Source organism: Streptomyces sp. NPDC041068, assembly GCF_040647455.1.
Lineage (GTDB): Bacteria > Actinomycetota > Actinomycetes > Streptomycetales > Streptomycetaceae > Streptomyces.
Map to the genome: position 1 here is coordinate 144,905 of NZ_JBEZCG010000011.1, position 23,838 is coordinate 168,742.

General features: G+C 73.1%; 19 protein-coding genes and 1 pseudogene. 14 read left to right on the forward strand and 6 right to left on the reverse strand.

Going from position 1 to position 23,838, the window contains the following annotated elements; all coding sequences use genetic code 11:
- Positions 1-26: 26 nt before the first annotated feature.
- The 4 genes from AB0B50_RS25540 to AB0B50_RS25555 form a co-directional block, all read right to left on the reverse strand.
- Entirely contained in the window at positions 27-725 is a 699-nt protein-coding gene (locus AB0B50_RS25540; RefSeq protein ID WP_362336274.1) for a PadR family transcriptional regulator, read from the reverse strand.
- An 82-nt stretch (positions 726-807) separates the two neighbouring features.
- Positions 808-3,495 carry a pyruvate dehydrogenase (acetyl-transferring), homodimeric type gene (aceE, locus tag AB0B50_RS25545; protein ID WP_362336277.1) on the reverse strand — a complete coding sequence of 896 codons (2,688 nt, stop codon included), beginning with the start codon at positions 3,493-3,495 and terminating at the stop codon, positions 808-810.
- A gap of 124 nt (positions 3,496-3,619) precedes the next feature.
- Complete coding sequence (locus AB0B50_RS25550) at positions 3,620-4,327, reverse strand: GntR family transcriptional regulator (protein WP_362336279.1); 708 nt, start codon at positions 4,325-4,327, stop codon at positions 3,620-3,622.
- Between the two features lie 34 nt (positions 4,328-4,361).
- Positions 4,362-5,894, reverse strand: a complete 1,533-nt coding sequence (locus AB0B50_RS25555) for a phosphatase PAP2 family protein (protein ID WP_362336282.1) — start codon at positions 5,892-5,894, stop codon at positions 4,362-4,364.
- Positions 5,895-6,051: 157 nt separating this feature from the next.
- Here AB0B50_RS25555 and AB0B50_RS25560 point away from each other — a divergent pair, with 157 nt between their 5' ends.
- Together AB0B50_RS25560 and AB0B50_RS25565 are read left to right on the forward strand one after the other, a co-directional pair.
- On the forward strand, positions 6,052-6,423 hold the full coding sequence (locus AB0B50_RS25560) for a DUF488 family protein (RefSeq protein ID WP_362336285.1): 372 nt from the start codon (positions 6,052-6,054) through the stop codon (positions 6,421-6,423).
- Positions 6,424-6,555: 132 nt separating this feature from the next.
- Entirely contained in the window at positions 6,556-7,563 is a 1,008-nt protein-coding gene (locus AB0B50_RS25565) for an alpha/beta hydrolase (protein WP_362336288.1), read from the forward strand.
- Between the two features lie 18 nt (positions 7,564-7,581).
- Here the strand turns inward: AB0B50_RS25565 and AB0B50_RS25570 are convergent.
- A pseudogene (locus AB0B50_RS25570) lies at positions 7,582-8,058 on the reverse strand (MFS transporter); the annotation flags it as partial.
- Between the two features lie 101 nt (positions 8,059-8,159).
- Between AB0B50_RS25570 and AB0B50_RS25575 the strand changes: the two are divergent.
- Positions 8,160-8,636 carry a hypothetical protein gene (locus tag AB0B50_RS25575; RefSeq protein ID WP_362336291.1) on the forward strand — a complete coding sequence of 159 codons (477 nt, stop codon included), beginning with the start codon at positions 8,160-8,162 and terminating at the stop codon, positions 8,634-8,636.
- On the opposite strand, the gene AB0B50_RS25580 is transcribed toward AB0B50_RS25575, so the two are convergent.
- Complete coding sequence (locus tag AB0B50_RS25580) at positions 8,623-9,423, reverse strand: hypothetical protein (protein ID WP_362336294.1); 801 nt, start codon at positions 9,421-9,423, stop codon at positions 8,623-8,625. The two genes, AB0B50_RS25575 and AB0B50_RS25580, sit on opposite strands and share 14 nt — an antisense overlap.
- A gap of 426 nt (positions 9,424-9,849) precedes the next feature.
- On the opposite strand from AB0B50_RS25580, the gene AB0B50_RS25585 reads away from it, so the two are divergent.
- From AB0B50_RS25585 to AB0B50_RS25635, 11 genes are all read left to right on the forward strand, one after another.
- Positions 9,850-11,577 (forward strand): dihydroxyacetone kinase subunit DhaK, encoded by a 1,728-nt coding sequence (locus AB0B50_RS25585; RefSeq protein WP_362336297.1) that lies wholly within the window; start codon positions 9,850-9,852, stop codon positions 11,575-11,577.
- A 54-nt stretch (positions 11,578-11,631) separates the two neighbouring features.
- The gene (locus tag AB0B50_RS25590) at positions 11,632-12,591 is read left to right on the forward strand and encodes a helix-turn-helix domain-containing GNAT family N-acetyltransferase (RefSeq protein WP_362336300.1); all 960 of its coding nucleotides are present in this window, start codon (positions 11,632-11,634) and stop codon (positions 12,589-12,591) included.
- 165 nt (positions 12,592-12,756) lie between these two features.
- A complete protein-coding gene (locus tag AB0B50_RS25595) occupies positions 12,757-15,240 on the forward strand; it encodes an AAA family ATPase (RefSeq protein WP_362336303.1) in 2,484 nt (827 codons plus the stop codon).
- A 106-nt stretch (positions 15,241-15,346) separates the two neighbouring features.
- Positions 15,347-15,922: a WHG domain-containing protein gene (locus tag AB0B50_RS25600; protein WP_362336306.1), complete on the forward strand. Its 576-nt coding sequence runs from the start codon at positions 15,347-15,349 to the stop codon at positions 15,920-15,922.
- 30 nt (positions 15,923-15,952) lie between these two features.
- A complete protein-coding gene (locus AB0B50_RS25605; RefSeq protein WP_362336308.1) occupies positions 15,953-17,125 on the forward strand; it encodes a GDSL-type esterase/lipase family protein in 1,173 nt (390 codons plus the stop codon).
- Between the two features lie 73 nt (positions 17,126-17,198).
- Positions 17,199-18,371, forward strand: coding sequence for an FAD-binding oxidoreductase (locus tag AB0B50_RS25610; RefSeq protein WP_362336311.1), 1,173 nt, complete (start codon positions 17,199-17,201; stop codon positions 18,369-18,371).
- A gap of 141 nt (positions 18,372-18,512) precedes the next feature.
- Positions 18,513-18,827, forward strand: coding sequence for a (2Fe-2S)-binding protein (locus AB0B50_RS25615; protein ID WP_362336314.1), 315 nt, complete (start codon positions 18,513-18,515; stop codon positions 18,825-18,827).
- Positions 18,808-20,352: an NAD(P)/FAD-dependent oxidoreductase gene (locus AB0B50_RS25620; RefSeq protein WP_362336316.1), complete on the forward strand. Its 1,545-nt coding sequence runs from the start codon at positions 18,808-18,810 to the stop codon at positions 20,350-20,352. Before AB0B50_RS25615 ends, AB0B50_RS25620 begins: the two co-directional genes overlap by 20 nt.
- 38 nt (positions 20,353-20,390) lie before the next feature.
- On the forward strand, positions 20,391-21,344 hold the full coding sequence (locus AB0B50_RS25625; protein ID WP_362336319.1) for a dihydrodipicolinate synthase family protein: 954 nt from the start codon (positions 20,391-20,393) through the stop codon (positions 21,342-21,344).
- Positions 21,345-21,393: 49 nt separating this feature from the next.
- Positions 21,394-22,398: a proline racemase family protein gene (locus AB0B50_RS25630; RefSeq protein ID WP_362336321.1), complete on the forward strand. Its 1,005-nt coding sequence runs from the start codon at positions 21,394-21,396 to the stop codon at positions 22,396-22,398.
- On the forward strand, positions 22,395-23,768 hold the full coding sequence (locus AB0B50_RS25635; protein WP_362336324.1) for an aldehyde dehydrogenase family protein: 1,374 nt from the start codon (positions 22,395-22,397) through the stop codon (positions 23,766-23,768). Before AB0B50_RS25630 ends, AB0B50_RS25635 begins: the two co-directional genes overlap by 4 nt.
- The last annotated feature ends 70 nt before the right edge of the window (positions 23,769-23,838 follow it).

The following is a 23,838-nucleotide window of genomic DNA, read 5'->3' on the forward strand; positions in this document are numbered from 1 at the left end:
CAGGGGCGCCACCGGGGCGAGCCGCTTCACCCCGGGGTGGGCGAGTCCTCCATGGGTTGACGGCCGGGGCCGTCGTGGCCGCCGGAGCCGGTGAAGTCGTCGGGGCCCGCTGGGTTGTCGAGGTCCGTGAGGCCGTCGAGGCCCGCGAGGTCGTTCAGCATCGCCTCGGCCAGCTCGACCTCCGCTTCCAGGCGCCGCTCGCTCCAGCGCAGCGCGACCTGGGGGTGGGACCAGGCCTCCGCGTCGTCCGCCCGCGCGAGCGCGTCCCGCACCTCTTTCAGCTCGCCCCTGGTCTGCGCGACGTGCTCCGCGACCAGCGCCCGCAGATGGTCCGGCGCCGTCAGATGCCCGAGCCAGACCCGCAGCAGCAGCGGGTGCTTCAGGACGGGCGGCCCCGCGTCCCGGCCGCCGCCCGCCCACGCGGCGAGCGCGGCACGGCCCTCGTCGGTGATCGCGTACGAACGCTTGGTCCGGGGCTCGTCGGGCCCCGAGCGCCGCGACGTGGCGTACCCGAGGCCCTCCAGGCGGCGCAGTTCGGCGTAGATCTGGCTGATGGCGGGCGACCAGTAGAAGAAGCGCAGCGAGGCGTCGGCCCACTTCTTGAGCTCGTACCCGGTCCGCTCCCCGGGGAAGGACAGCAGCCCGAGCACCGCCCACGCGGTCGGCGGCAGCCCTCCTCCTGAAGGGCCTTCGTGCTGCTGCGAGGGGTTGCGACGGGCTGCCATACGCCGCATTGAAGTGAACGGCGCGCGGCGGGCGCAAGGGGGCCGCCGCGCGCCGTTCACCGGGGCTGTCGCGACGCGCGCCCTAGAGGCCGTAGCGCGCGGCGGCCTCCCGGACCGTCTCCGGCTTGATCTCGCCGCGGCGTGCGAGGGCGGCCAGGGCGGCGACCGTGATCGAGGGGGCGTCCACGCCGAAGTGGCGGCGGGCGTTCTCGCGGCTGTCGGAGAGGCCGTAGCCGTCCGTCCCGATGGACGTCCAGTCCTGCTCGACCCACGGCCGGATCTGGTCGGGCACGGCACGCATCCAGTCGCTGACCGCGACGACCGGACCGGGGGCGCCCGCCAGGGCCCGGGTGACGTACGGGATCCGGTCGCTCGCCTCCGCGCCGCGGGAGGCGGCGGCGAGGTTCGCCGCGTCGCAGGCCAGCGCGTCTCGGCGCAGCTCGGTCCAGGACGGCGCCGACCAGACGTCGGCGGCGACTCCCCAGTCGGAGTGGAGCAGTTGCTGTGCCGCCAGGGCCCAGTGGATGGCCGTGCCCGACGCGAGGAGCTGCAGGCGCGGGGCGTCGGCGGCCGGGGCGTCGGCCTCCTTGTAGCGGTACAGGCCGCGCCGGATGCCCTCCGCCACGTCGTCGCCGGGCGGCATCGGCGGCTGGACCTTCGTCTCGTTGTACACGGTGAGGTAGTAGAAGACGTCCTCGGCGTCGGGGCCGAACATGCGGCGCAGGCCGTCCTCGACGATCACCGCGACCTCGTAGGCGAAGGCGGGGTCGTAGCTGATCGCGGCCGGGTTGGTCGAGGCGATCAGATGCGAGTGGCCGTCGGCGTGCTGGAGTCCCTCGCCGGTCATCGTGGTGCGTCCCGCCGTCGCGCCGATGACGAACCCGCGGCCCAACTGGTCGCCCAGGGCCCAGAACTGATCGGCCGTCCGCTGCCAGCCGAACATCGAGTAAAAGATGTAGAAGGGGATCATCGGCTCGGCGTGTGTCGCGTACGAGGTCGACGCCGCCGTCAGTGAGGCGAGCGAACCGGCCTCCGTGATGCCCTCGTTGAGGATCTGACCGTCCTTCGCCTCCTTGTAGTAGAGGAGTTGGTCGCGGTCTACGGGGTCGTACGTCTGGCCGAGCGGCGAGTAGATGCCCGCGGAAGGGAAGAGCGACTCCATGCCGAACGTGCGGGCCTCGTCGGGGACGATCGGCACCCAGCGCCTGCCCGTCTCCTTGTCCCGCATCAGCTCCTTGACCAGACGTACGAACGCCATGGTCGTGGCGATCTCCTGGCTGCCCGAGCCCTTCTTGAGCGCGGCGAAGGCCTTCTCGGCGACGGCGGACTCCGCGGCAGGCAGCGGTCGCGACGCGACCTTGCGGGCGGGGGCGGGGCCGCCGAGCGCGGCGCGTCGCTCGCGCAGGTAGGCGACCTCGGGGGAGTCCTCGCCGGGGTGGGCGTAGGGCACCAGGTCGTCGTTCAACGCACTGTCGGGGATGGGGAGTTCGAGCAGGTCCCGCATGGCGCGGAACTCCTTGCCCGAGAGCTTCTTCATCTGGTGGTTGGCGTTGCGGGACTCGAAGCCGGGGCCGAGCGTCCAGCCCTTGACCGTCTGGACGAGGACGACGGTCGGCGCGCCCTTGTGCTCCACCGCGGCACGGTAGGCGGCGTACACCTTGCGCGGTTCGTGGCCGCCGCGCGAGGTGCCGACGATCTCTTCCAGCTGCCCGTCGGTGAGCCGGTCGGCCAGCGGCCGCAGCGCGGGGTCGGCGCCGAGGAAGCGCTCGCGGATGTACGCGCCGTCACGCGCGGCGAACGTCTGGAACTGGCCGTCGGGGATCTGCCCGAGATGCCGGACGAGCGCTCCTTCGGTGTCCTGCGCGAGGAGTCGGTCCCAGGCAGAACCCCACAGGGACTTCACGACGTTCCAGCCGGCGGCGCGGAACTGCCGCTCCAGCTCCTGCACGATCTTGAAGTTGCCGCGGACCGGACCGTCCAGGCGCTGGAGGTTGCAGTTGACGACGAAGGTGAGGTTGTCCAGCTTCTCGCGCGCGGCAAGCGCCAGCGCGGCGGTCGCCTCGGGCTCGTCCATCTCGCCGTCGCCGAGGAACGCCCAGACGCGGGAGCCGGAGGTGTCCTTGATGCCGCGGTGCTCCAAGTAGCGGTTGAACCGCGCCTGGTAGATCGCGGAGAGCGGGCCGAGGCCCATGGAGACGGTCGGGAACTCCCAGAGCCAGGGCAGCCGCCGCGGGTGCGGGTAGGACGGGAGCCCGTCGCCGCCCGCCTCCTGCCGGAAGCGGTCCAACTGCCCCTCGCTCAGGCGGCCTTCGAGGAAGGCGCGGGCGTAGACGCCCGGGGACGCGTGCCCCTGGACGTAGAGCTGGTCGCCGGAGCCGTCGGCCTCCTTGCCGCGGAAGAAGTGCTGGAAGCCCACCTCGTAGAGCCAGGCGGCCGAGGCGAAGGTCGCCATGTGGCCGCCGAGGCCGCCGCGTTGGTTGCCGCGCGTGACCATCGCGGCGGCGTTCCAGCGGTTCCAGGCGGTGATCCGCGCCTCCATCGCCTCGTCGCCGGGGAAGGCGGGCTCGTCGGCGGTGGGGATCGTGTTCACGTACGGCGTCTCGAGCAGCGGCGGGAGGTTGATCCCGGTCCGGAGCGCGTGCTCGGCGAGGCGGCGCAGCAGGTGCGCGGCGCGGTCGGGGCCGCCGAACCGGGCGGCGGCGTCCAGCGATTCGCGCCACTCGGCGACCTCGGTCGGGTCCTGGTCGGGAAGTTGGTCGAGCTGGGACACGGGTGATCCCCTTTCGCGTACACGCGAGTTCCGGTATGTGGAATCTCAGTTCCGTGATTCAGAAATCTAGGAGCCGGAGATGCGTGCAGTCAACAGTTACTTCCCGGTAATGAGTGATGATCGATCATTTGCTGGCCGAGTGCGAGGCAGAGGCGTATCCCAGGACGTGCAGCTGGACGAGGCGCCCCACGTACGGGTCCCTCCGCCGGAACGCCTCGACGATGGCCTCGTGGTCGCAGGCGTTCTCGTGCGGCTCGGTGCGCAGCCACTTCAGGGAGAGCCGGGTCCACAACTCGATGGCCAGGGACTCCCAGTTGCGCAGCAGCACCTGGTTGCCCGAGGCCCGGACGATCTCGCGGTGGAACTCGACGCCGTGGTGGATCTGCCCGTCGATGTCCCCGGCGTCCGCCAACTCCCGCAGGCGCAGCAGATGGTGCTCCAGGGCGGTCACGTCGCCGGCCATGCGGTGCACCGCGAGCTCCGCGGCGAGCTTCTCCAGGGCGGCCCGCACGGGGTAGACCTCGGTGAGCTGGCCCGGCGTCAACTCCTTGACGCGCATGCCCTTGTTGGGGATCGACTCGACCAACTGCATGGCCTGCAGGTCCCGCAGCGCCTCGCGGATCGGGGTCTGGCTGACGCCGAGTTCGAGGCCGATGCGCCGCTCCACGATCCGGTCGCCGGGCTGCCAGCGGCCGTTGAGGAGGCCTTCGAGCACGAAGGTGCGGACCTGGTCACTGAGCGGGACGCGCGCCACGGGGGCGGGGACGGCGGGGACAGCGGGGATGTGCGGCGGTGCGTCGGTGGGGGTGCGCGGCGGCACATCGGCGGTCATGCGGGCTCCCCGAGAAATGATGAGTGATGATCGATCATTTCTGCACTCTACGGTACGAGGCCACCGCGGCCCACTGCGCGAACTCGTCCTGCGGCACGGCCGGGCTGTAGACGGTCAGCGCGGCCCGCCGCTTGTCCAGGAGCAGCGTGTTCGGCGCGGGCGCGGTCTCCCCGTCGTACGCGAGATCGGCCACGTCCTCCAGGCCGCTGATCCGCAGCTGTTCGACGCGCTCGGTGCTGAAGACCCTGGATCGCCGCAGCGTCCCGGTCAGGGCCGAGAACGCGAGCCGGGTGCGGGCCAGCGGCGCCTGTGCGTCGACCGTGCGGACGTCGAGGAGCCCCTCGGCGAGCCGGGGCCGATGGGAGGGGGCGAGGCCGTCCGGCAGATAGCGGCCGTTGCCCGCGAAGAGCAGCCACAGTACGCGGTCGTGCCCGTCGAGCCTGATCCGCAGCGGCGTCGCGGTCCGCAGGACGGCGGCCAGCGCCACGGCGGCCGCGGGCCACTTGCCGATGCGCCCCTCCAACTTCTCGCGCCTGCGCACCAGTTCCGGATAGAGCCCGATGCTGAAGGTGTTGACGAAGCCGGTGACGTCCTCGCCCTCGCCGTCCCTGGCCCGCGCCAGGTCGACCCGCACGGCCTCGCCGTTGCGCACGGCGTACGCGGTGTCCTCGAAGGTGGCCGCGCCCACGTCCAGGGCGAAGTGGTTGAGGGTGCCGCCGGGGAACACCGCGAGCGGCAGCCCGGCCGCAGCGGCGCGTCGGGCCGCGGCGTTCACCGTGCCGTCGCCGCCGCAGACCCCGAGCACCCCGCCCGCGTCGGCGGCCCGCGCCACCGCCGCGTCCAGGAGCTCGCCGAGGTCGTCACCGGGACCGAGCGGGACGATCTCGGCCTTGGGCAGGAGCTGTGCCAGATACTCCCGGGGCGGCAGGATCTCCGGGATGCCCTTGCCCGAGCCGGAGTTGACGACCACGAACAGGCCCTCGCCGTCGGGCAGTGCGGGCGCCTTCGCCCAGGTCCTCTCGTCGCGGGCGGGCGCGGGGCGCGGCGGCCACCAGTAGCAGGTGAGCGCGGCGGCGGCCGCCCCGAGCGCGCACCCCGCGAGGACATCGCCGGGGTAGTGGACGCCCACGTACACCCGCGAGAACGCCACTGCCGCGGCCACCGGCGCGACCAGGGCGCCGTAGCGGGGCGCCTCCAGGGCCACCCCGGTGGCGAACGCCGCCGCCGACGCCGCGTGCCCGGACGGGAACGACGACGTCCACGGCGGCTTCCCCAGGCGCCGCACCAGGGGCACCGCGTCGAGCACGGGGCGCCGACGGCGTACGGCGTACTTCGCGAGCGCGTTGGTGGTCAGCGAGGCCAGCGCCAGGGCGCCGACACCGCGGCGCGCCGCACGCCGCGCCGCGGGCCCGCCGGCCACCGCGAGCAGCGCGGCCGAGCCGAACCACACACGGCCGTGGTTCGCCGCACGGCTCAGCGGCGGCAGCACCTGTTCCGCGCCGGGCAGCCGCGCCGCCGCCACGCGCTCGAACCACCGCCGGTCCATCCTGCCGATCCGTCCCGTCATGGCCTCACTGCAACAGGGCGCACGGGCCGTGGCCCGCGCTGCTCGCCCGAACGGGTCACGCGGGCCCGTCGGACGGGGCGCGCGGATCGAGCGGAGGAACCGGAACCGCGGATCGAGCGGAGAAACCGAACACGCGGATCGGACGGAGAATGCCCGTATGACGACAAGTCGCTCCCTCGACATCCAGGTCAAGCGCGTCTACGACCCCGCCGCCCCGGACGACGGCGCGAGGGTCCTCATCGACCGGCTGTGGCCGCGCGGCGTGTCCAAGGAACGGGCCGGGCTCGACGCGTGGGACAAGGATGTGGCCCCCTCGAACGAGCTGCGCCGCTGGTACGACCACGACCCCGCCCGCTTCGACGAGTTCGCCGAGCGCTACCGCCAGGAGCTCGCGGACGACGACCGCGCCGCGGAGCTCGACCGACTCCGGGGCCTCGCCCGCGAGGGGCGCCTCACGCTCCTGACGGCCACCAAGGACCTTCCGCACGGGCATGCGCGGGTCCTGGTGGACGTCCTGACTTCGGGGTGATGGAGGTCCTGACCTCAGGGCGGCAGCCGGGCCCCGATTTGCCGAAGCGGCAACAAAGGTCGCCCTGCTCGTAGGCCAGGACGCACGCTCGGGACCGAAGAAGAGCGCCGCCCCAGTGCACGAGGAGGGTCCATGTCCCTGATCTCCCCCACCGCCGCCGAGGACCGCACACACCGCCTGATCCCCTCGCCCGCGGGCCGGATCCACCTGGTGGAGCAGGGCGAGGGGCCGCTGGTCCTGCTGGTGCACGGCTTCCCCGAGTCCTGGTACTCCTGGCGCCACCAGCTGCCCGCCCTGGCCGCGGCAGGCCACCGTGCGGTCGCCGTCGACGTACGCGGCTACGGACGCTCATCGAGGCCCGGCGACGTGGCGGCGTACCGGATGCTCGATCTCGTCGAGGACAACGTCGCCGTGGTGCGGGCGCTCGGCGAGGAGACCGCCGTGATCGTGGGCCACGACTGGGGCGCGACCATCGCCGCGCACTCCGCGCTCGTGAGGCCGGACGTGTTCAGTGCCGTCGCCCTGCTGAGCGTCCCCTACACGCCGCCGGGCGGGCCGCGCCCGAGCGAGGTGTTCGCGGGGATGGCAGAGGACGCGGGCGGGGCAGGGGAGTTCTACGTCTCCTACTTCCAGGAGCCCGGCCGGGCCGAGGCCGAGATCGAGCCCGACGTGCGCGGCTGGCTCGCCGGGTTCTACGCCGCCCTGTCCGCCGACACCATGCCGGGGCCCGACGCGCCCGACCCGCACTTCACCGGACCGGGCGGGACCCTGCGGGAGCACTTCCCCGCGGGCCGCCTGCCCTCCTGGCTCGACGCGGCCGATCTCGACGTCTACGCGGGGGAGTTCGAGCGCACGGGCCTGACCGGCGCGCTCAACCGCTACCGGAACATGGACCGGGACTGGGAGGACCTCACCCCCCGCTACGCGGGCGCCCCGATCACCCAGCCGTCCCTGTTCGTCGGCGGCGCCCTGGACGCCTCCACCACCTGGCTCGCCGACGCGATCGAGGCGTTCCCCGCCACCCTGCCGGGACTGCGCGCCTCGCACGTCCTCGACGGCTGCGGCCACTGGATCCAGCAGGAACGCCCCGCCGAGGTCAACCGGCTCCTGACCGCCTTCCTCGCCGGCCTGCCGACCTGAACTGTCCCGGCTCGCCCGCTAGTCGGCCACCACGTCGCGTGGCCGGCCGGGGGCAGGGGCCGTACTCGGTGTGTCCTGCCGCTCGGGATCGGCCGTGGCCGCCCGGGGGCTGCCCGGCAGGAACCATCCGGCGATCAGCACGGCGAGGGCCGCCCCGAACACCCACCAGGAGGTGCTCCGGAAGGACTCCACCGGGCTGTGGCCGCTGTCGGCCTGGCGCTGCAGCAGCAGGGCGACGACGGCGATGCCGAGCGAGGCGCCGAGCTGGTTGATGATGTAGAGCGCCGACGTGCCCTGCGCGACGGACTCGCCCGGCAGCGTCCGGTACAGCGAGCCCAGGGTGGGCGCGCCGATGAAGCCGAGGCCCACGCCGGTGGTGAACGCGCAGACGCCCAGCAGGACTTCACTGGTGTCGGCCCCCGCCCGGGTGTACGCCAGGGAGCTCAGGGTGATGACGAGGGCGCCGAGCGGGGCGAGCCGCCTGGCCCCGACCTTGTCACTGAGCCGCCGCGGCCGCCGCCGTCGAGACCTTCGCCAGGGCCTTCGCCTAGGGTGGCGGCTCGGGCGAGATGCGGGGGCGGGGCACGGTGGGGAACATGCGGCGAGGCAAGCGCGGCCGGAGCACGCTCGGCACGGTGACGGCGGTCGTCCTCTGGGCGGCGGCCCTGGTGGCCTTCGCGGTGCCGCTGCGCCACGCGCTCGTCGCCACGCAGGCCTACCGGGCCGGCTACTGGGCGACGGTCACCGACGGGCGCGAACTCGACGACTTCGCCTGGCGGGACCCGGCGGGCCGGACCGTGCGCGGCGCCATCGAGGGCGTACCCGAGGACGGGGAGTGGGACGAGGAGGGCGAGGGGACCAGCGACGTCACAGGCCGCCGCGTGTGGGTGTCGCGGGAAGGCGCCGCCCACATCGGGGAGTCGGCCGTCGAGACGGACATGGTCATCGGGTACGGGGGAGCGGGCGCCGTCGTCGGCGTCGTCCTGCTGGCCCTGCGCGCCCGGCACGGGAGGCGGACCGAGGGGGAGGCGCGGGACGACGCCCTCTCCCTCCGGGCGCTCACGGGAAGGTGACCGCCGGGTCCACCGGCGTGAGGACGAACCAGCGCAGCGCCGTGTCGCCGAAGCGGCTGTACGTCGCCACGCGCACGTCCACGGGATCGGGCGCGACCAGCGGGAAGAACATCGGGCGCGCGGCGTCGCCGCCCGGGGCGTCCCCGACATCGGCGGTGCCGTCCCACAGCTCGGCGACCCCCGGCTCGCGCCGCACGCTCCGCACCACCTCGTCGAGGCGTTCGTTGTCGGGCCAGCGCTGCCAGGCCAGACGCAGCTGACCGAGCAGCGGTGCGGCCCACTTCGTGTCCCACTCGCGCAGCTGATACCGGGCCTCGGCCGAGAACGCCCAGGTCATGGCGTTCGCCTCGGGATGGACGAGCCAGGGGCAGTGGCGCGCCGCCACGGCGTTGGCCTCCACCACGTCCCAGGCCTGGTCGCAGATCCAGCTCACCCTGCGCTGCTGGTGCAGCAGGTCCAGCATCGCGGCGTCGGGACGGGCGCCGTCGGCCCGGTGCCGGGGCGGCTGGTGGCCCGTGCCGCGGTAGAGGGCGGTCGCCTGCCCCGGGGAGAGGCCCAGGATCCGCGCCACTCCGGCGATCATGTCGCGCGCGTACTTGCGGTCCTCGCCCCGCTCCAGGGCGCGGTACCAGCGTTCGGAGACGCCGAGCAGCAGCGCCATGTCGAGCTGGGTGAGGTAGCTCCGGTGGCCGCGGAAGGGGACGGGGTCGTCCAGCAGGCGGGGGTCCCTCGCCATGCGCCAGGCGCGCAGCATCCGTCCGAGGTCCTCGCGTCGCGCGTCCAGCAACTGTAAAGACCTCGCAAAGTCGGGATCGTCGTACGAAGTGCGCCGCGTGCCCTTCGCGGTTCCTCGTCCGGGCCGGTGCAGGGTGTCAGCCTCGCACACGGCGTCGGTAACCGGAACGCGAGAGTGCCGGTAGTGGACGGTGCCGACCTTGTGGGCGGGCGGACGGCCATGGTGGGCGCCTCGCCACCTGAGGCGATCGGTACTCGGACGTGCCGGTCGGGGAAGGGGGCGGGCCGCGCCCTCGCGCGGGCCGGACAGTGCCGGACGTCGCCGGACAGTGCCGGACGTCACCGGACACCGCCGGACGCCCACGCCGGTCGTCGTGCAGATCCGTCGACGTACAGATCCATCGACGTACAGATCCATCGACGTACACATCCGTCGACGTACACATCCATGAGTCGCACAGCTACGGAGATTCGCCCGATGAGCCACTTCCTGCCGGAGACCGACCCCGTTCTGACCGCAGCCCGAGGGCTGGCCCTGGCGCACTCCGGCATGATCGAGGTGAACAGCAGCCCGCTGTACCTGCGGGCGACCGAGGCGGACCCGGCCCGCACGGTCGCCCTGGTCTCGGGCGGCGGCTCCGGCCACGAGCCCCTGCACACCGGACTCCTCGGCCGCGGCGGCCTGGACGCCGTCTGTCCCGGCGAGGTCTTCGCCTCCCCGCACAACCGCCAGATCTACGAGGCGAGCGCGGCGGCGGCCAAGAGCGGCGGCGTCCTGCTCATCGTCAAGAACTACACGGGCGACGTGATCAACTTCCAGATCGCGGCGGAGCGCCTGCGGCACGACGGGATCGACGTCGCCACGGTCCTGGTCGACGACGACCTCGCCACGGACAGCGCGGACAGCGCGACAGGGCGCAGGGGAACCGCCGCCACGGTGGTCCTCGAGAAGCTCCTCGGCGCGGCCGCCGACCGGGGTGCGACGCTGGAGGAACTCGCCGATCTGGGGCGGCGGATCGTGGCCCGCTCCCGCAGCATCGCGGTCGCCGCCCGCGCCCAGACCTCGCCCACGACGCTGGCCCCCGCGTTCGCGCTGGACGAGGGCACGCTGGACTACGGCGTCGGCATCCACGGCGAGCGCGGCACCCGCACCATCGCGAGGCCTGCCGTCGGCGACCTCGTCCGGCGCATGACCGACGACCTGCTCGACGCCCTGCCCGACGGGCCCGACGAGGTGATCGCCCTCGTCAACGGCCTCGGCGCCACCACCGAGTTGGAGCTCCACGCCATCGGCGTCCTGCTGAACGACGAGCTCACCGCGCGCGGCGTCCGGCCGGTGTTCGTCGTCCCCGGCACCTTCACCGCGGCCCTGGACATGGCGGGCTTCTCGCTCACCCTCACCCGGCTCGAGGACGGCTGGGCCGACCTGTGGACCGCCCCCAGCCGGACCCCGCTCGTGCTGCCCCGCCCCACCCACGCCCCCACCCACGCACCCGACCTGTCCGCGCCGGCCGCGCGGGAGGGCGTGAACTCCCCGGCCGACGCGCCGCGTTCGGGCGGTGACCGCGCCCTCCTCGACCGGTACGCGCTCACCGTCACGCAGGTCCGCGACAACCTGACCAAGCTCGACCAGCTCGTCGGCGACGGCGACTTCGGCGACAACCTCGCCGGTGGCGTACGGCGCGCGGTGAAGCTTGCCGACGAGAGCGGCATGGACGGCACGGCCGCGCTGGCCTCGGCGTTCCTCAACGACGTCGGCGGCACCAGCGGCCCGTTGTTCGGGCTCCTCTTCCAGCACCTGGCCGCCGCGTCGCCCGCGGCCGGCTCGGCCCCGTCGGTCGCCGCGCTCGCCGAGGCCGCGGCGGCGGGCCACGCCGCCATCCACCGCGTGGGCAGGGCCGTGCCCGGCGACTGCACGCTGGTCGACGCCCTCGCGCCCGCCGCCGAATCGCTCGCCGCGGCCACCGGGGACGCCGCCTCCGAGGCGCCGCTCACCGAAGCCGCACAGGCCGCCATCCGCGGCGCCCTGGCCACCGCGTCCCTGCGGCCCCGGCGAGGTCGCGCCAGCTACGTCGGGGACCACGCCCTCGGCGTCCCGGACCCCGGCGCCCTCGCCGTGGCCCTGCTCTTCATGGCCCTCGCCGACATCCACGAGCCCGCCACGGCACCGCGCCTGCCCGCCCCCGGATACATCACGCTGCCCTGACCTGACGGGCAGGTCCGCTTGGCCCGGCATCCATTCTCTGACTAAGGTCAGAGAATGGATGCCGGGCAGATCGATCAGGTACGAAGGTTCAATCGCACCGTCACCGAGCGCATGGGCGTGCTCCACGACCGCTACCTCGGCGGTGAACGCCCCGTCGGCGAGGCCCGGCTGCTGTGGGAGATCGGCGTCCGGGAGGCCGGTGAGCGGGAGACCGGCGAGCGAGGGGCCGGTGAGCGGGAGACCGGTGAGCAGGGGCGGGACGTGCGGCGCCTGCGTGAGCGCCTCGGCCTCGACTCCGGCTACGTCAGCCGCCTGCTGCGCGCCCTGGAGTCCGACGGCCTGGTGACGGTCGCACCGCTGCCCGAGGACCGGCGGGTTCGCACGGTCCGCCTCACCGAGGCAGGCCGTGCCGAGCGTGCCCTGCTCGACGACCGCAGCGACGCTCTCGCGAGCTCCCTGCTGCGCCCGCTCGACACCGCGCAGCGCGCCCGCCTCGTCGCCGCCATGGCCGAGGTCGACCGGCTGCTCACGGCGGCGATGGTCACCTTCGACGCCGTCGACCCGGACCACCCCGACGCGCTGCACTGCCTGCGCTCCTACTTCACCGAACTCCAGGGCGCCTTCGACACCGGCTTCGACCCCGCCCGGAGCCTGCTGCCCGACGCGGGCGGACTCCGCCCGCCGCACGGCCTGTTCCTGGTCGCGAGGGCCCACGGCGAGCCCGTCGGCTGCGCCGGTCTCAAGCTGCCGACCGACACCCCGGCCGAGATCAAACGCATGTGGGTCGCGCCCGAGGCGAGGGGCCTCGGCCTCGGCCGCCGGTTCCTGGCCGAGCTGGAGGCGCGCGCCCTGGAGCACGGGCGCGACGCCCTGCGCCTGGACACCAACAAGGCGCTCAGCGCGGCGCTCGGCCTGTACCGCTCCTTCGGCTTCCAGGAAGTCCCGGCCTTCAACGACGAGCCGTACGCCCACTATTGGTTCGAGAAGCGGCTCACCGCGAAGCCACCGGCGTGAGGGAGCCGGCCCGAGGGGGTCGGCCTGGGGGCGTCACCCGTTCGGCGGGGTCGTGGCCCGGGGCCGCATTGCGTGCCGCAGGGGCTGTTGGTCCACTGAGGACCAGTGGACCGGGGCTGTCGGGGGCCCGTGCCGCATCCCTCCTCCCACCTCAGGACGGCTTCGATGACCATGTCCTCCTTCGGGTCCTTCGGTGGCCCGGACCCGTTCTCCGAGATGCTGGACCGGTTCTTCGGCACGTCCCCCGCGTCCTCCCCGCCGCAGGTCCAGCGGGTGCCGATCGGACGGCTGCTGACCGACTCGGCGCGCGAGCTCATCGAGGCGGCCACGGCGCGCGCCGTGGCCGACGGCAGCAGGGACCTGGACACCGAGCACCTGCTGTGGGCGGCCACCCAGGTCGATCCCGCGCGCGCCCTGCTCGCGAAGACGGGGGCCGACCCCGACCGGCTGGCCGAGGAGCTCGCGGCGGCGCTGCCCGGCGAGAGCGCCACCCCGTCCGCCGACCCGCGGATGACACCCGCCGCCAAGCGCGTCCTGCTCAAGGCGTTCGAGCGCTCGCAGGCCGCCGGGGTGTCCTACATCGGCCAGGAACACATCCTCGCCGCCCTGCTCGACACCCCCGACTCCGGCGCGGCGAAGGCCCTGGGCGCGTACGGCACCGACGTCGGCGAGCTGCGGGGCGCCGCCGACCACGCGGCCCGCGCCGACGGGGCGCAGCCGGAGCGCGCGAGCACCACACCCACCCTCGACGAGTACGGGCGCGACCTGACCGAGGAGGCGCGGTCGGGCAAGCTCGACCCGGTCGTCGGGCGGGCCGAGGAGATCGAGCAGACCGTCGAGATCCTCTCCCGGCGCTCGAAGAACAACCCGGTGCTCATCGGCGAGCCCGGAGTCGGCAAGACGGCGATCGTCGAGGGGCTCGCCCAGCGGATCGTGGCGGGCGAGGTGCCGCGCACCCTCCAGGGCAAGCGCGTGATCGGCCTCGACCTGTCGGGGCTCGTCGCGGGCGCCCAGTACCGGGGCCAGTTCGAGGAGCGCCTGAAGAAGGTCATCGACGAGGTGAGGCAGGCCGAGGACTCCACGATCCTGTTCATCGACGAACTGCACACGGTGGTGGGCGCCGGAGCCTCCGGCGAGGGCGCGATGGACGCGGGCAACATGCTCAAACCGGCCCTGGCGCGCGGCGAGTTGCACGTCGTGGGCGCGACCACCATCGACGAGTACCGCAGGTACATCGAGAAGGACGCCGCCCTGGAACGCCGCTTCCAGCCGGTCATGGTGCCCGAGCCGAGCGTCGAGGAGACCGTCCGGATCCTGGAGGGCCTCAGGGATTCGTACGAGGCCCACCACCAGGTCCGCTTCTCCGACGACGCACTGGTCGCCGCCGCCGAACTGTCGGACCGGTACATCGGCGACCGCTTCCTGCCGGACAAGGCCATCGACCTGGTGGACCAGGCGGGCGCCCGGGTCCGCCTCAAGTCCCTGGGCCGGTCGACCGAGGTCGTCTCCCGCGAGTACCGGATCGCCAAGCTGAGCCGCGAGAAGGAACAGGCCGTCGCCGCCGAGGACTTCGAGCGGGCCTCCGACCTGAAGAAGCAGATCGCCGAGACCGAGGCCGAGCTCGCCGGGGTCACCGAACGCCGCGAGGGCGTCATGGACGTCACCGCCGACGACATCGCCGAGATCGTCGCCCGGCGCACCGGCATCCCGGTGGCCCAGCTCACCGCGAGCGAGAAGGACAAGCTCCTCAAGCTGGAGGAGGCGCTGCACTCCAGAGTGGTCGGTCAGGACGAGGCCGTCGTCGCCATCGCCGAGGCGGTGCGCCGCAACCGGGCCGGCATGGGCGATCCGAACCGGCCCGTCGGCTCCTTCCTGTTCCTCGGCCCGACGGGCGTCGGCAAGACCGAACTGGCCAAGGCGCTGGCCGAGTTGCTCTTCGGCGACGAGGGGCGGATGGTCCGCTTCGACATGAGCGAGTTCCAGGAGAAGCACACCGTCTCGCGCCTCGTCGGCGCCCCGCCCGGATACGTCGGGCACGAGGAGGCCGGGCAGCTGACCGAGAAGGTGCGCAGACAGCCGTACAGCGTGCTGCTCTTCGACGAGGTGGAAAAGGCCCACCCGGACGTCTTCAACACCCTGCTGCAGGTCCTGGACGACGGGCGCCTGACCGACTCGCAGGGCCGGACCGTCGACTTCCGCAACACCGTCATCATCATGACGTCCAACATCGGGGCCCAGCGCATCCTCGCCCACCACGGAGACGTCTCCGAGATCAAGGGCGATCTCATGGGGGACCTGCAGGGCCGCTTCCCGCCCGAGTTCCTCAACCGCATCGACGAGACCGTCATCTTCCACGGTCTGACCGTGGACGACCTGGGCGAGATCGTCGATCTCCTCCTGGAGGGCAGCAAGCGGCGCGTCCACGCCCAGGGGATGACGCTCGAAGTGACGGAGGCCGCGAAGAAGCTGCTCGTCGCCCACGGCCACCAGCCCGAGTTCGGGGCGCGGCCGCTGCGCCGCACCATCCAGTCGGAGCTGGACAACCGGATCGCGAGCCTGCTGCTGAGCGGGGAGGCGAATCCGGGCGACACGATCGTCGCGGACGTGCGGGACGACGCGCTGGTGTGCTCGGTGACCGCGAAGTCCTGACGCAGGCCGCAGGCGCGCCGCGCACCCTCACCCCTTAAGCGCATACCGATTTGCCTAAAGGTTTTAGGTAAATGCATAATCGGTGATGCCGAGAGAGGGGAACGTCATGGCGCGTGTAGGGCTGACCGCGGAACGACTGGTCAGGGCAGGGGCCGAGCTGGCCGACGAGGTCGGCTTCGACCAGGTGACCGTTTCGGCGCTCGCCCGGCAGTTCGACGTGAAGGTCGCGAGCCTGTACTCGCACGTCAAGAACTCCCAGGACCTCAAGACCGGTATCGCCCTGCTGGGCCTCGCGGAACTCGCCGACCGGGGCGCCGCCGCGCTCGCGGGGCGGGCCGGCAAGGACGCCCTGGCCGCCCTCGCGAACGTCTATCGCGACTACGCCGGGGAGCACCCCGGCCGGTACGCCGCGACCCAGATGCGGCTCACCCCGGAGGCGGCCGCCGCCAGCGCGGGCGGCAGGCACGCGGAGATGACGCGGGCGATCCTGAGGGGCTACGACCTGACCGAGCCGGACCAGACGCACGCGGTCCGCCTCCTCGGCAGCGTCTTCCACGGCTACGTCAGCCTGGAGCTGGGCGGCGGTTTCAGCCACAGCGCCCCGGACTCGCAGGAGACCTGGACGCGCGTCATCGACGCGTTGGACGCGCTGCTGAGGAACTGGCCCGAGAAGGCCGACTAGTTCACACACTGAGATCAACAGGTTGAGGCAATGCACACCGAGCACCACTGGATCAATACACCCATAACCGCCGACCTCCTGCGCGGCGCCCTCGACGTGGAGCACACCGAACACGGCGTACTCCCGCACCGGCTGCCCGCGCGGGCCCGCGCCCAGAACACCGACCCTCAGCTGGCCATGGCCGAGGCCCAACCGTCCGGCGTACGGCTGGCCTTCCGTACCGGCGCCACCGCGGTCGAGCTGGACACGTTGCCCACCAAGCGCTCCTACGTGGGCGCCCCGCCCCGCCCCGACGGCGTGTACGAGCTGCTCGTCGACGGCCGCGTGGTCGGCCGGGCGAGCGCCACGGGCGGCAACACCCTGACCGTCGACATGTCCAAGGGGACCGTCGAGCACACCGCCGGGCAGCCCGGCACGCTGCGCTTCGCCGATCTGCCCGGCGGCATGAAGGACGTCGAGCTCTGGCTGCCGCACAACGAGACCACCGAACTCGTCGCCCTGCGCACCGACGCCCCCGTCGAACCCGCGCCGGACCCGGGCCGCAAGGTGTGGCTGCACCACGGCAGTTCGATCAGCCACGGCTCCGACGCCGCGGGCCCCACCACCACGTGGCCCGCGCTCGCCGCCTCGCTCGGTGGTGTGGAGCTGATCAACCTCGGCTTCGGCGGCAGTGCCCTGCTCGACCCGTTCACCGCCCGTACGTTGCGGGACACCCCTGCGGACTTGATCAGCGTCAAGATCGGCATCAATCTGGTCAATGCCGACCTGATGCGGCTGCGTGCCTTCGGCCCGGCGGTGCACGGATTCCTCGACACCGTCCGTGAGGGGCACCCCACCGCCCCGCTCCTCGTCGTCTCGCCGATCCTGTGCCCCATCCACGAGGACACTCCCGGGCCGAGCGCCCCGGACTTCAGCAACGTCAGCGAGGGGCGGCTGCTGTTCAAGGCCATGGGCGACCCGGCGGAACCGGCGGGCGGGAAGCTCACGTTGAACGTCATCCGGGCCGAGCTGGCGAGGATCGTGGAGCAGCGGTCGGCCGACGACCCGAACCTGCACTACCTCGACGGCCGTGACCTCTACGGCGCGGCGGACTCCGTCGAACTCCCGCTGCCCGACCAGCTCCACCCGGACGCGGCGGCGCACCGCCGCATCGGCGAACGCTTCGCCGAGCGGGTCTTCGCCGACGGTGGCACCTTCGCGTAACCGGTGGCGCCTTCGCGGAGGCCGTTGATCGCGGGCTCTTGGCAGCACGAGTGCCATGTGAAATATTACTGGCGTGCTGACAAGGAACTCCGCGGACGTCATCGTCATCGGGGCGGGCGTGACGGGTGCGGCCTGCGCCCATTACGCCGCCCGGTCCGGCCTCCGCGTCACCGTGCTCGACCGCGGCCCCGTGGCGGGCGGCACGACGGGAGCGGGCGAGGGCAACCTCCTGCTCTCCGACAAGGAACCGGGCCCCGAGCTCGAACTGGCCCTGGTGTCCGCCCGGTTGTGGCAGGACCTTGCCGACGAGCTTCCGCCGGACATCGAGTACGAACCCAAAGGAGGCCTGGTCGTCGCCTCGGACCAGGCCGGGTTCGGCGCGCTGCGGGAGTTCGCGGACGGGCAGCGCAAGGCGGGCGTCACGGCGGACGAGATCCCGGCCGATCGACTGCACGACCTGGAGCCCCACCTCGCCGACGGGCTCGCGGGTGGCTTCCACTATCCCCAGGACGCGCAGGTCATGCCCGCGCTCGCCGCGGCGCACCTGCTGCGCGCGGGGGGTGACCGCATCCGCCTCCGCGTCGGCGAGGAGGTCACGGGACTGCTGACCGGGGCCTCCGGCGAGATCCGCGGCGTGCGGACGGCCACCGGCGAACACCACGCCCCGTACGTCGTCAACGCGGCCGGTACCTGGGGCGGCGAGGTCGCCCGATTCGCCGGGGTGGAGCTCCCCGTGCGGCCGCGGCGGGGCTTCGTCCTGGTCACCGAACCGCTGCCGCGCGTGGTGCGCCGCAAGGTGTACGCCGCCGACTACGTGGCCGACGTGGCCAGCGGGTCCGCCGCGCTGCAGAGTTCGGCCGTGGTGGAGGGCACCCCCGCGGGGCCGGTCCTCATCGGCGCGAGCCGGGAGCGGGTCGGCTTCGACCGCACGCTCTCGACCGAGGTGCTGCGGCGCCTGGCAGCCCAGGCCGCCGCCCTGTTCCCGGTGCTCGCCGGGGTGCGGGTGATGCGTACGTACGCCGGATTCCGGCCCTATCTGCCCGACCACCTGCCCGCCATCGGCCCCGATCCGCGCGTCCCCGGCCTCCTGCACGCCTGCGGCCACGAGGGCGCGGGCATCGGGCTCGCTCCCGCCACCGGGCTGGCCGTCGCCCGCGCCCTGACCGGTGGTGAACCACCCCTCGACATGGGGCCGTTCAGACCCGAACGCTTCCCCTCGGCCGAGGTTTCCGAGCCCGCCCCCTGAGTCCGTTCCCCCGATCCCATGGGTCCGTTCCCCCTTGAGCGCACCCGCCTGAGCGCACCCGCCTGAGTCCACCCGCCTGAGCCCACCCGCCTGAGTTCACCCGCCTGAGTCCACCCGTCACGACAGGAGAGGGGCCCGCCCATGGCCCGCACCCCCGCCGACCTGGTCGGCGCTCAGCCCGGTCCGCCGTTCCCCATCACCTTCGACGGCCGCACCGTGACCGCCCTGCCCGGCCAGACCGTCGCCGCCGCGCTGTGGGGAGCCGGAATCCTGGCCTGGCGCACCACGCGCGACGGCGGGCGCCCGCGCGGCGCGTTCTGCGGGATCGGGCACTGCTTCGACTGCCTCGCCACGATCAACGGCGAACCCAACCGCAGGGCCTGCCTCGTCCCGGCCCGGCCGGGGGACGCCGTCACCACGCAGGAAGGACACGGCCGTGCCGGACTCGCCGTCTGAACCGCACGGTCACGGGGCCGCCGAGCCGTACGACCTCGCGGTCATCGGCGCGGGCCCTGCCGGGCTCGCCGGAGCCGTCACGGCCGCCGAACTCGGCCTGTCCGTAGCCCTGTTGGACACCACGACCCACACCGGCGGTCAGTTCTACCGGCACCCCGCACCGGCGAGCGGCGCGACCAGGCCCGAAGCGCTGCACCACGACTGGTCCGCGTACGCCGCCCTGCGCCGACGTCTCGCACGGAGCGAGGTGAGACACCTTCCCGCACATCACGTCTGGAGTCTGACGCGGGATGCGGTGGACACGGAATCCGAGGCGGGGGCCGGTATCTGGGCGGTGCACGCCCTCACGGGCCCCGACGGCGGCGGCGAACGCCCCGCCCTCGTGCGCGCCCGCACGGTACTGCTCGCCACCGGCGCCTACGAACGTCAACTCCCCTTCCCCGGCTGGACATTGCCCGGCGTCGTAGGCGCCGGAGGAGTCCAGGCCATGCTCAAGTCCGGCCTGGTGCTGCCGGGCCGCCGCATCGTCGTGGCGGGCAGTGGCCCCCTCCTCCTGGCGGTCGCCTCCTCGCTGTGCGCGGCGGGTGCGCAGGTCCCGGCGGTCGTGGAGGCGTCCGGCTATCTGCGGTACGGGCGGCACCCGCGGACTCTCGCCGCCAACCCGCACAAGGCGGTCGAGGCCCTCGTCCACGGCGCCGCGCTGCTGCGGAACCGGGTGCCCGTGCGGCAGCGCAGCGCGGTCACAGAGGTGCACGGCGCCGACCGCGTGGAGGCCGTCACGGTCACCCGCCTGGACCGGGACTGGCGCCCCGTACGGGGGTCGGGGCGCCGCATCGAGTGCGACGCGCTCGCCGTCGGGCACGGCCTCGTCCCGCAGATCGACCTGGCGACCGCGCTCGGCTGTGCCACGCGCGCCCTGCCCGACGGCACGAGGGCCCTGGCCCTGAGCGGCCTGCAGGAGACCTCGGTGCGCGGCATGTGGGCGGCGGGCGAGACCGGGGGAGTGGGCGGCGTCGAACTGGCAAGGGTGGAGGGGGAGTTGGCGGCACTCGCCGTCGCCTCGCGGATCCTCGGCCGGACCGTACGACACGGCCGGATGCGGGAACTCGCGGGCCGCAGGCGGCGGATGCGTGCCTTCGCCGATGCCATGACCGCCGCCCACGCGCCCGGCCCCGGATGGACACGCTGGCTCACGGACGACACCGACGTGTGCCGCTGCGAGGAGGTCACCGCAGGGCGGGTCCGGGAGGCCGTCGAGGACCTCGGCGCACGCGACGCCCGCAGCGTCAAGCTGCTCACCCGGGCCGGTATGGGCTGGTGCCAGGGCCGGATGTGCGGCGCGGCGGTGGCCTGTCTCGCGTCGCGCGGCGAGGCCGGTCAACCCTCGCTGGAACGCCGCCCGTTCGCCACCCCTGTGCCGCTCGCCGCGCTGGCGGCGCTCGACGGTCGTGATGTCTCTGACGGCCCCGATGTCCTTGACGACCCCGACGCCCCTGATGGCTCCGACAGCACCCTCACCACATAAGTGAAATGTCACATTCTCGAGAGAGAGGTCGCCCTGACATGACCGCCAACACCGCCAACACCGCCAACACCGCGAACACCGCGAACACCGCGAACACCTGGAGCAGCGCCCGCCCTTGGCGCGGCATCATGGTCGCCACCGTCCTGCCCCTGCGCGACGACCTGTCCGTCGACCACGACGCCTACGCCGAACACGTTCGCTGGCTGCTCGACAACGGCTGCGACGGCGTCGTGCCCAACGGCTCGCTCGGCGAGTACCAGACCCTCACCGACGAGGAACGGGCCCGCGTCGTACGGACCGCCGTCGAGGCCGCGGGCGACGGCGCGCGGGTCATGCCCGGCGTCTCCGCCTACGGCAGCGGCGAGGCCGCGCGCTGGGCCGAGCAGGCCGCCGAAGCGGGCTGCGGCTCGGTGCTCCTGCTGCCCCCGAACGCCTACCGCGCCGACGCGTCGGCCGTCCGCGCCCACTACGCCGAGGTCGCCCGCGTGGGGGTGCCGGTCGTCGCGTACAACAACCCCATCGACACCAAGGTCGACCTCACGCCCGAGCTGCTCGCCGAGCTGCACCGCGAGGGTGACGTCGTCGCCGTGAAGGAGTTCTCCGGCGACGTCCGCAGGGCGTACGAGCTGGCCGAACTCGCCCCGGAGCTCGACCTGTTGATCGGAGCCGACGACGTCCTGCTCGAACTCGCCCTGGCCGGTGCCGTCGGCTGGATCGCCGGCTACCCCAACGCGTTCCCCGCCAGCTGCGCGGAGCTCTACCACGCGGCCGTCTCCGGCGACATGGCCACGGCCCTGCCGCTCTACAAGTCCCTGCATCCGCTGCTGCGTTGGGACTCCAAGACCGAGTTCGTCCAGTCCATCAAGCTGTCCATGGACCTCGTCGGACGCCGCGGCGGCCCCACCCGTCCGCCGCGCTTCCCGCTCGTCGGCGAGATCGACGCGGGCGTGCGCGCCGCCACCGAGAAGGTCGTCGCCGAAGGCCACCGCTGACCGCCATCCGGTCGCCTGACCGCACCGTCCACCGAACGAGAGGAAGCCCGTGCGTACGCGACATGTCTTCCATGCCGTCGACTCCCACACCGAGGGCATGCCCACGCGTGTGATCACCGGTGGCGTGGGCGTCGTCCCCGGCGCCACCATGGCCGAGCGGCGGCTGCACTTCATCGAGCACATGGACCACCTCCGGACGCTCCTGATGTACGAGCCGCGCGGTCACGCCGCGATGAGCGGCGCGATCCTCCAGCCGCCCACCCGCCCGGACGCCGACTACGGAGTCCTGTTCATCGAGGTCTCCGGGCTGCTCCCGATGTGCGGGCACGGCACCATCGGCGTCGCCACCGTCCTGGTCGAGACGGGCATGGTGCCCGTGACGGAGCCGGTCACCACCGTGCGGCTCGACACCCCCGCGGGGCTCGTGAGCGTCGAGGTCCAGGTGTCGGACGGCGCGGCCACGGCGGTCACGCTGACCAACGTGCCGGCCTTCGGCGTCGCCCTCGACAGCAAGATATCCGTGCCCGGGTACGGCACGGTCACCTACGACCTCACCTTCGGCGGCAACTTCTACGCCTTCGTCGAACTCGATGCACTGGGGCTGCCGTTCGACCGGGCGCACAAGGAGGAACTCCTTGCCGCGGGGCTCGCGATCATGGACGCCATCAACGCTTCGCCCGAGCGGCCCGTGCATCCCGAGCGCCCGGAGGTCGCAGGCGTCAAACACGTCTACCTGGCCGCCCCCGGCTCCGACGCCACACACTCGCGGCACGCGATGGCCATTCACCCCGGCTGGTTCGACCGCTCCCCGTGCGGCACCGGCACCTCGGCCCGCATGGCGCAGCTGCACGCGCGCGGGCAGCTGCCCCTCGGCCGCGACTTCGTCAACGAGTCCTTCATCGGTACCCGGTTCACGGGCCGCCTGGTCGAGGAGACCACCGTGGCAGGCCTGCCCGCCGTCGTGCCGACCGTCACCGGGCGCGCCTGGATCACCGGCACCGCCCAGTACTTCCTCGACCCGGACGACCCCTTCCCCGGAGGTTTTCTCCTGTGACCGCCGCCGGCCCCCTCATCACCTCGCACAACCCGGCCGACCCCGACGACGTGCTCCTGCGGACCCCGGCACCCGGCGCCTTCGAGACCGTCGGCGCCGTGGAGCGGGCCCATGCCGCCCAGCCGGAGTGGCTGTCCGGCGGGGCCGCGGCCCGCTCGGCCGCCCTCGGCGCGGTCGCCGACGGACTCCACGCCGCCCGGGAGGAGTTGGCCGCGCTCGCCGTACGCGAAGTCGGCAAGCCACTCGCCGAGGCGCGGGCCGAGGTGGCGCGCGCCGTCGCGATCTGGCGCTACTACGCGCAGGCTCCCTACGAGCCCGTCGGCGCGGTCCACGAGGCCGCGGCGGGTCCCGGCCTTCTGCTCTCCCGGCGTCGTCCGCACGGCGTGGCAGGGCTGATCACTCCGTGGAACTTCCCCTTCGCCATTCCGAGTTGGAAGGCGGCCCCGGCGCTCGCGGCGGGCAACACGGTCGTCCTCAAGCCCGCACCCGAGGCCACGGCGTGCGGTCTTCGCCTGGCCGAGATCGTCCGACAGGCGCTGCCCGCAGGGGTGTTCACGGTCGTGCCGGGCGGCGCGACGGAGGGCAACGCGCTCGTCTCCGCCGCCGACGTGGTCTCCTTCACCGGTTCGACCGTCGTCGGCAGCGCCGTCGCTCGTACCGCGATGGCCCGCGGTGTTCCGGTCCAGGCGGAGATGGGCGGCCTGAACGCGGCGATCGTTCTCCCGGACGCCGACATCGAGCGGGCCGCCGCGCACATCGCCGCGGCTGTCGCGGGATACGCGGGCCAGAAGTGCACGGCCACGAGCCGCGTCATCGCCGTCGGCGCGGCGCTCGACCCGCTGCGCACGGCCCTGGCCGACGCGCTGCGGGCCGTACCGGTGGGCGACCCGGCCGACGCGGCGACCGTGTGCGGTCCCCTCATCGACGAGCGCGCCCGGGACAGGACCGTCGACACCCGGCACGGCCTGTCCGTGCTGGCCGGAGGCACCGTGCCCGACCAGCCGGGCTGGTACGCGACCCCGACTCTGGTGGAGAAGGTCCCGCCGGGCCACCCGCTGCTGCGCGAAGAGGTCTTCGGCCCCCTCGCCGTCCTGCTGCCCGCCGACGACCTGGCCCACGCGGTGCGGATCACCAACTCCGTGCCGTACGGCCTGGTCACCTCCGTCCACACCGCCGACCTGAACACGGCCCTGGAGGGCCTTGACCGGCTCGACACCGGAATGGTGCGGATCAACGCGCCGTCCACCGGAGTCGACTTCCACCTGCCGTTCGGCGGAACGAAGGAGTCCAGCATCGGGCAGCGCGAACAGGGGCGGGCGGCGCTGGAGTTCTACACCTCCAGCAGGACCTACACCCTGTCACCCACCTGATCACTTGCCCTTCCGATCACTCGCCCCCCTGATCATTGAGCAACGTGACATTGTACGGTGGCGGTCCAGA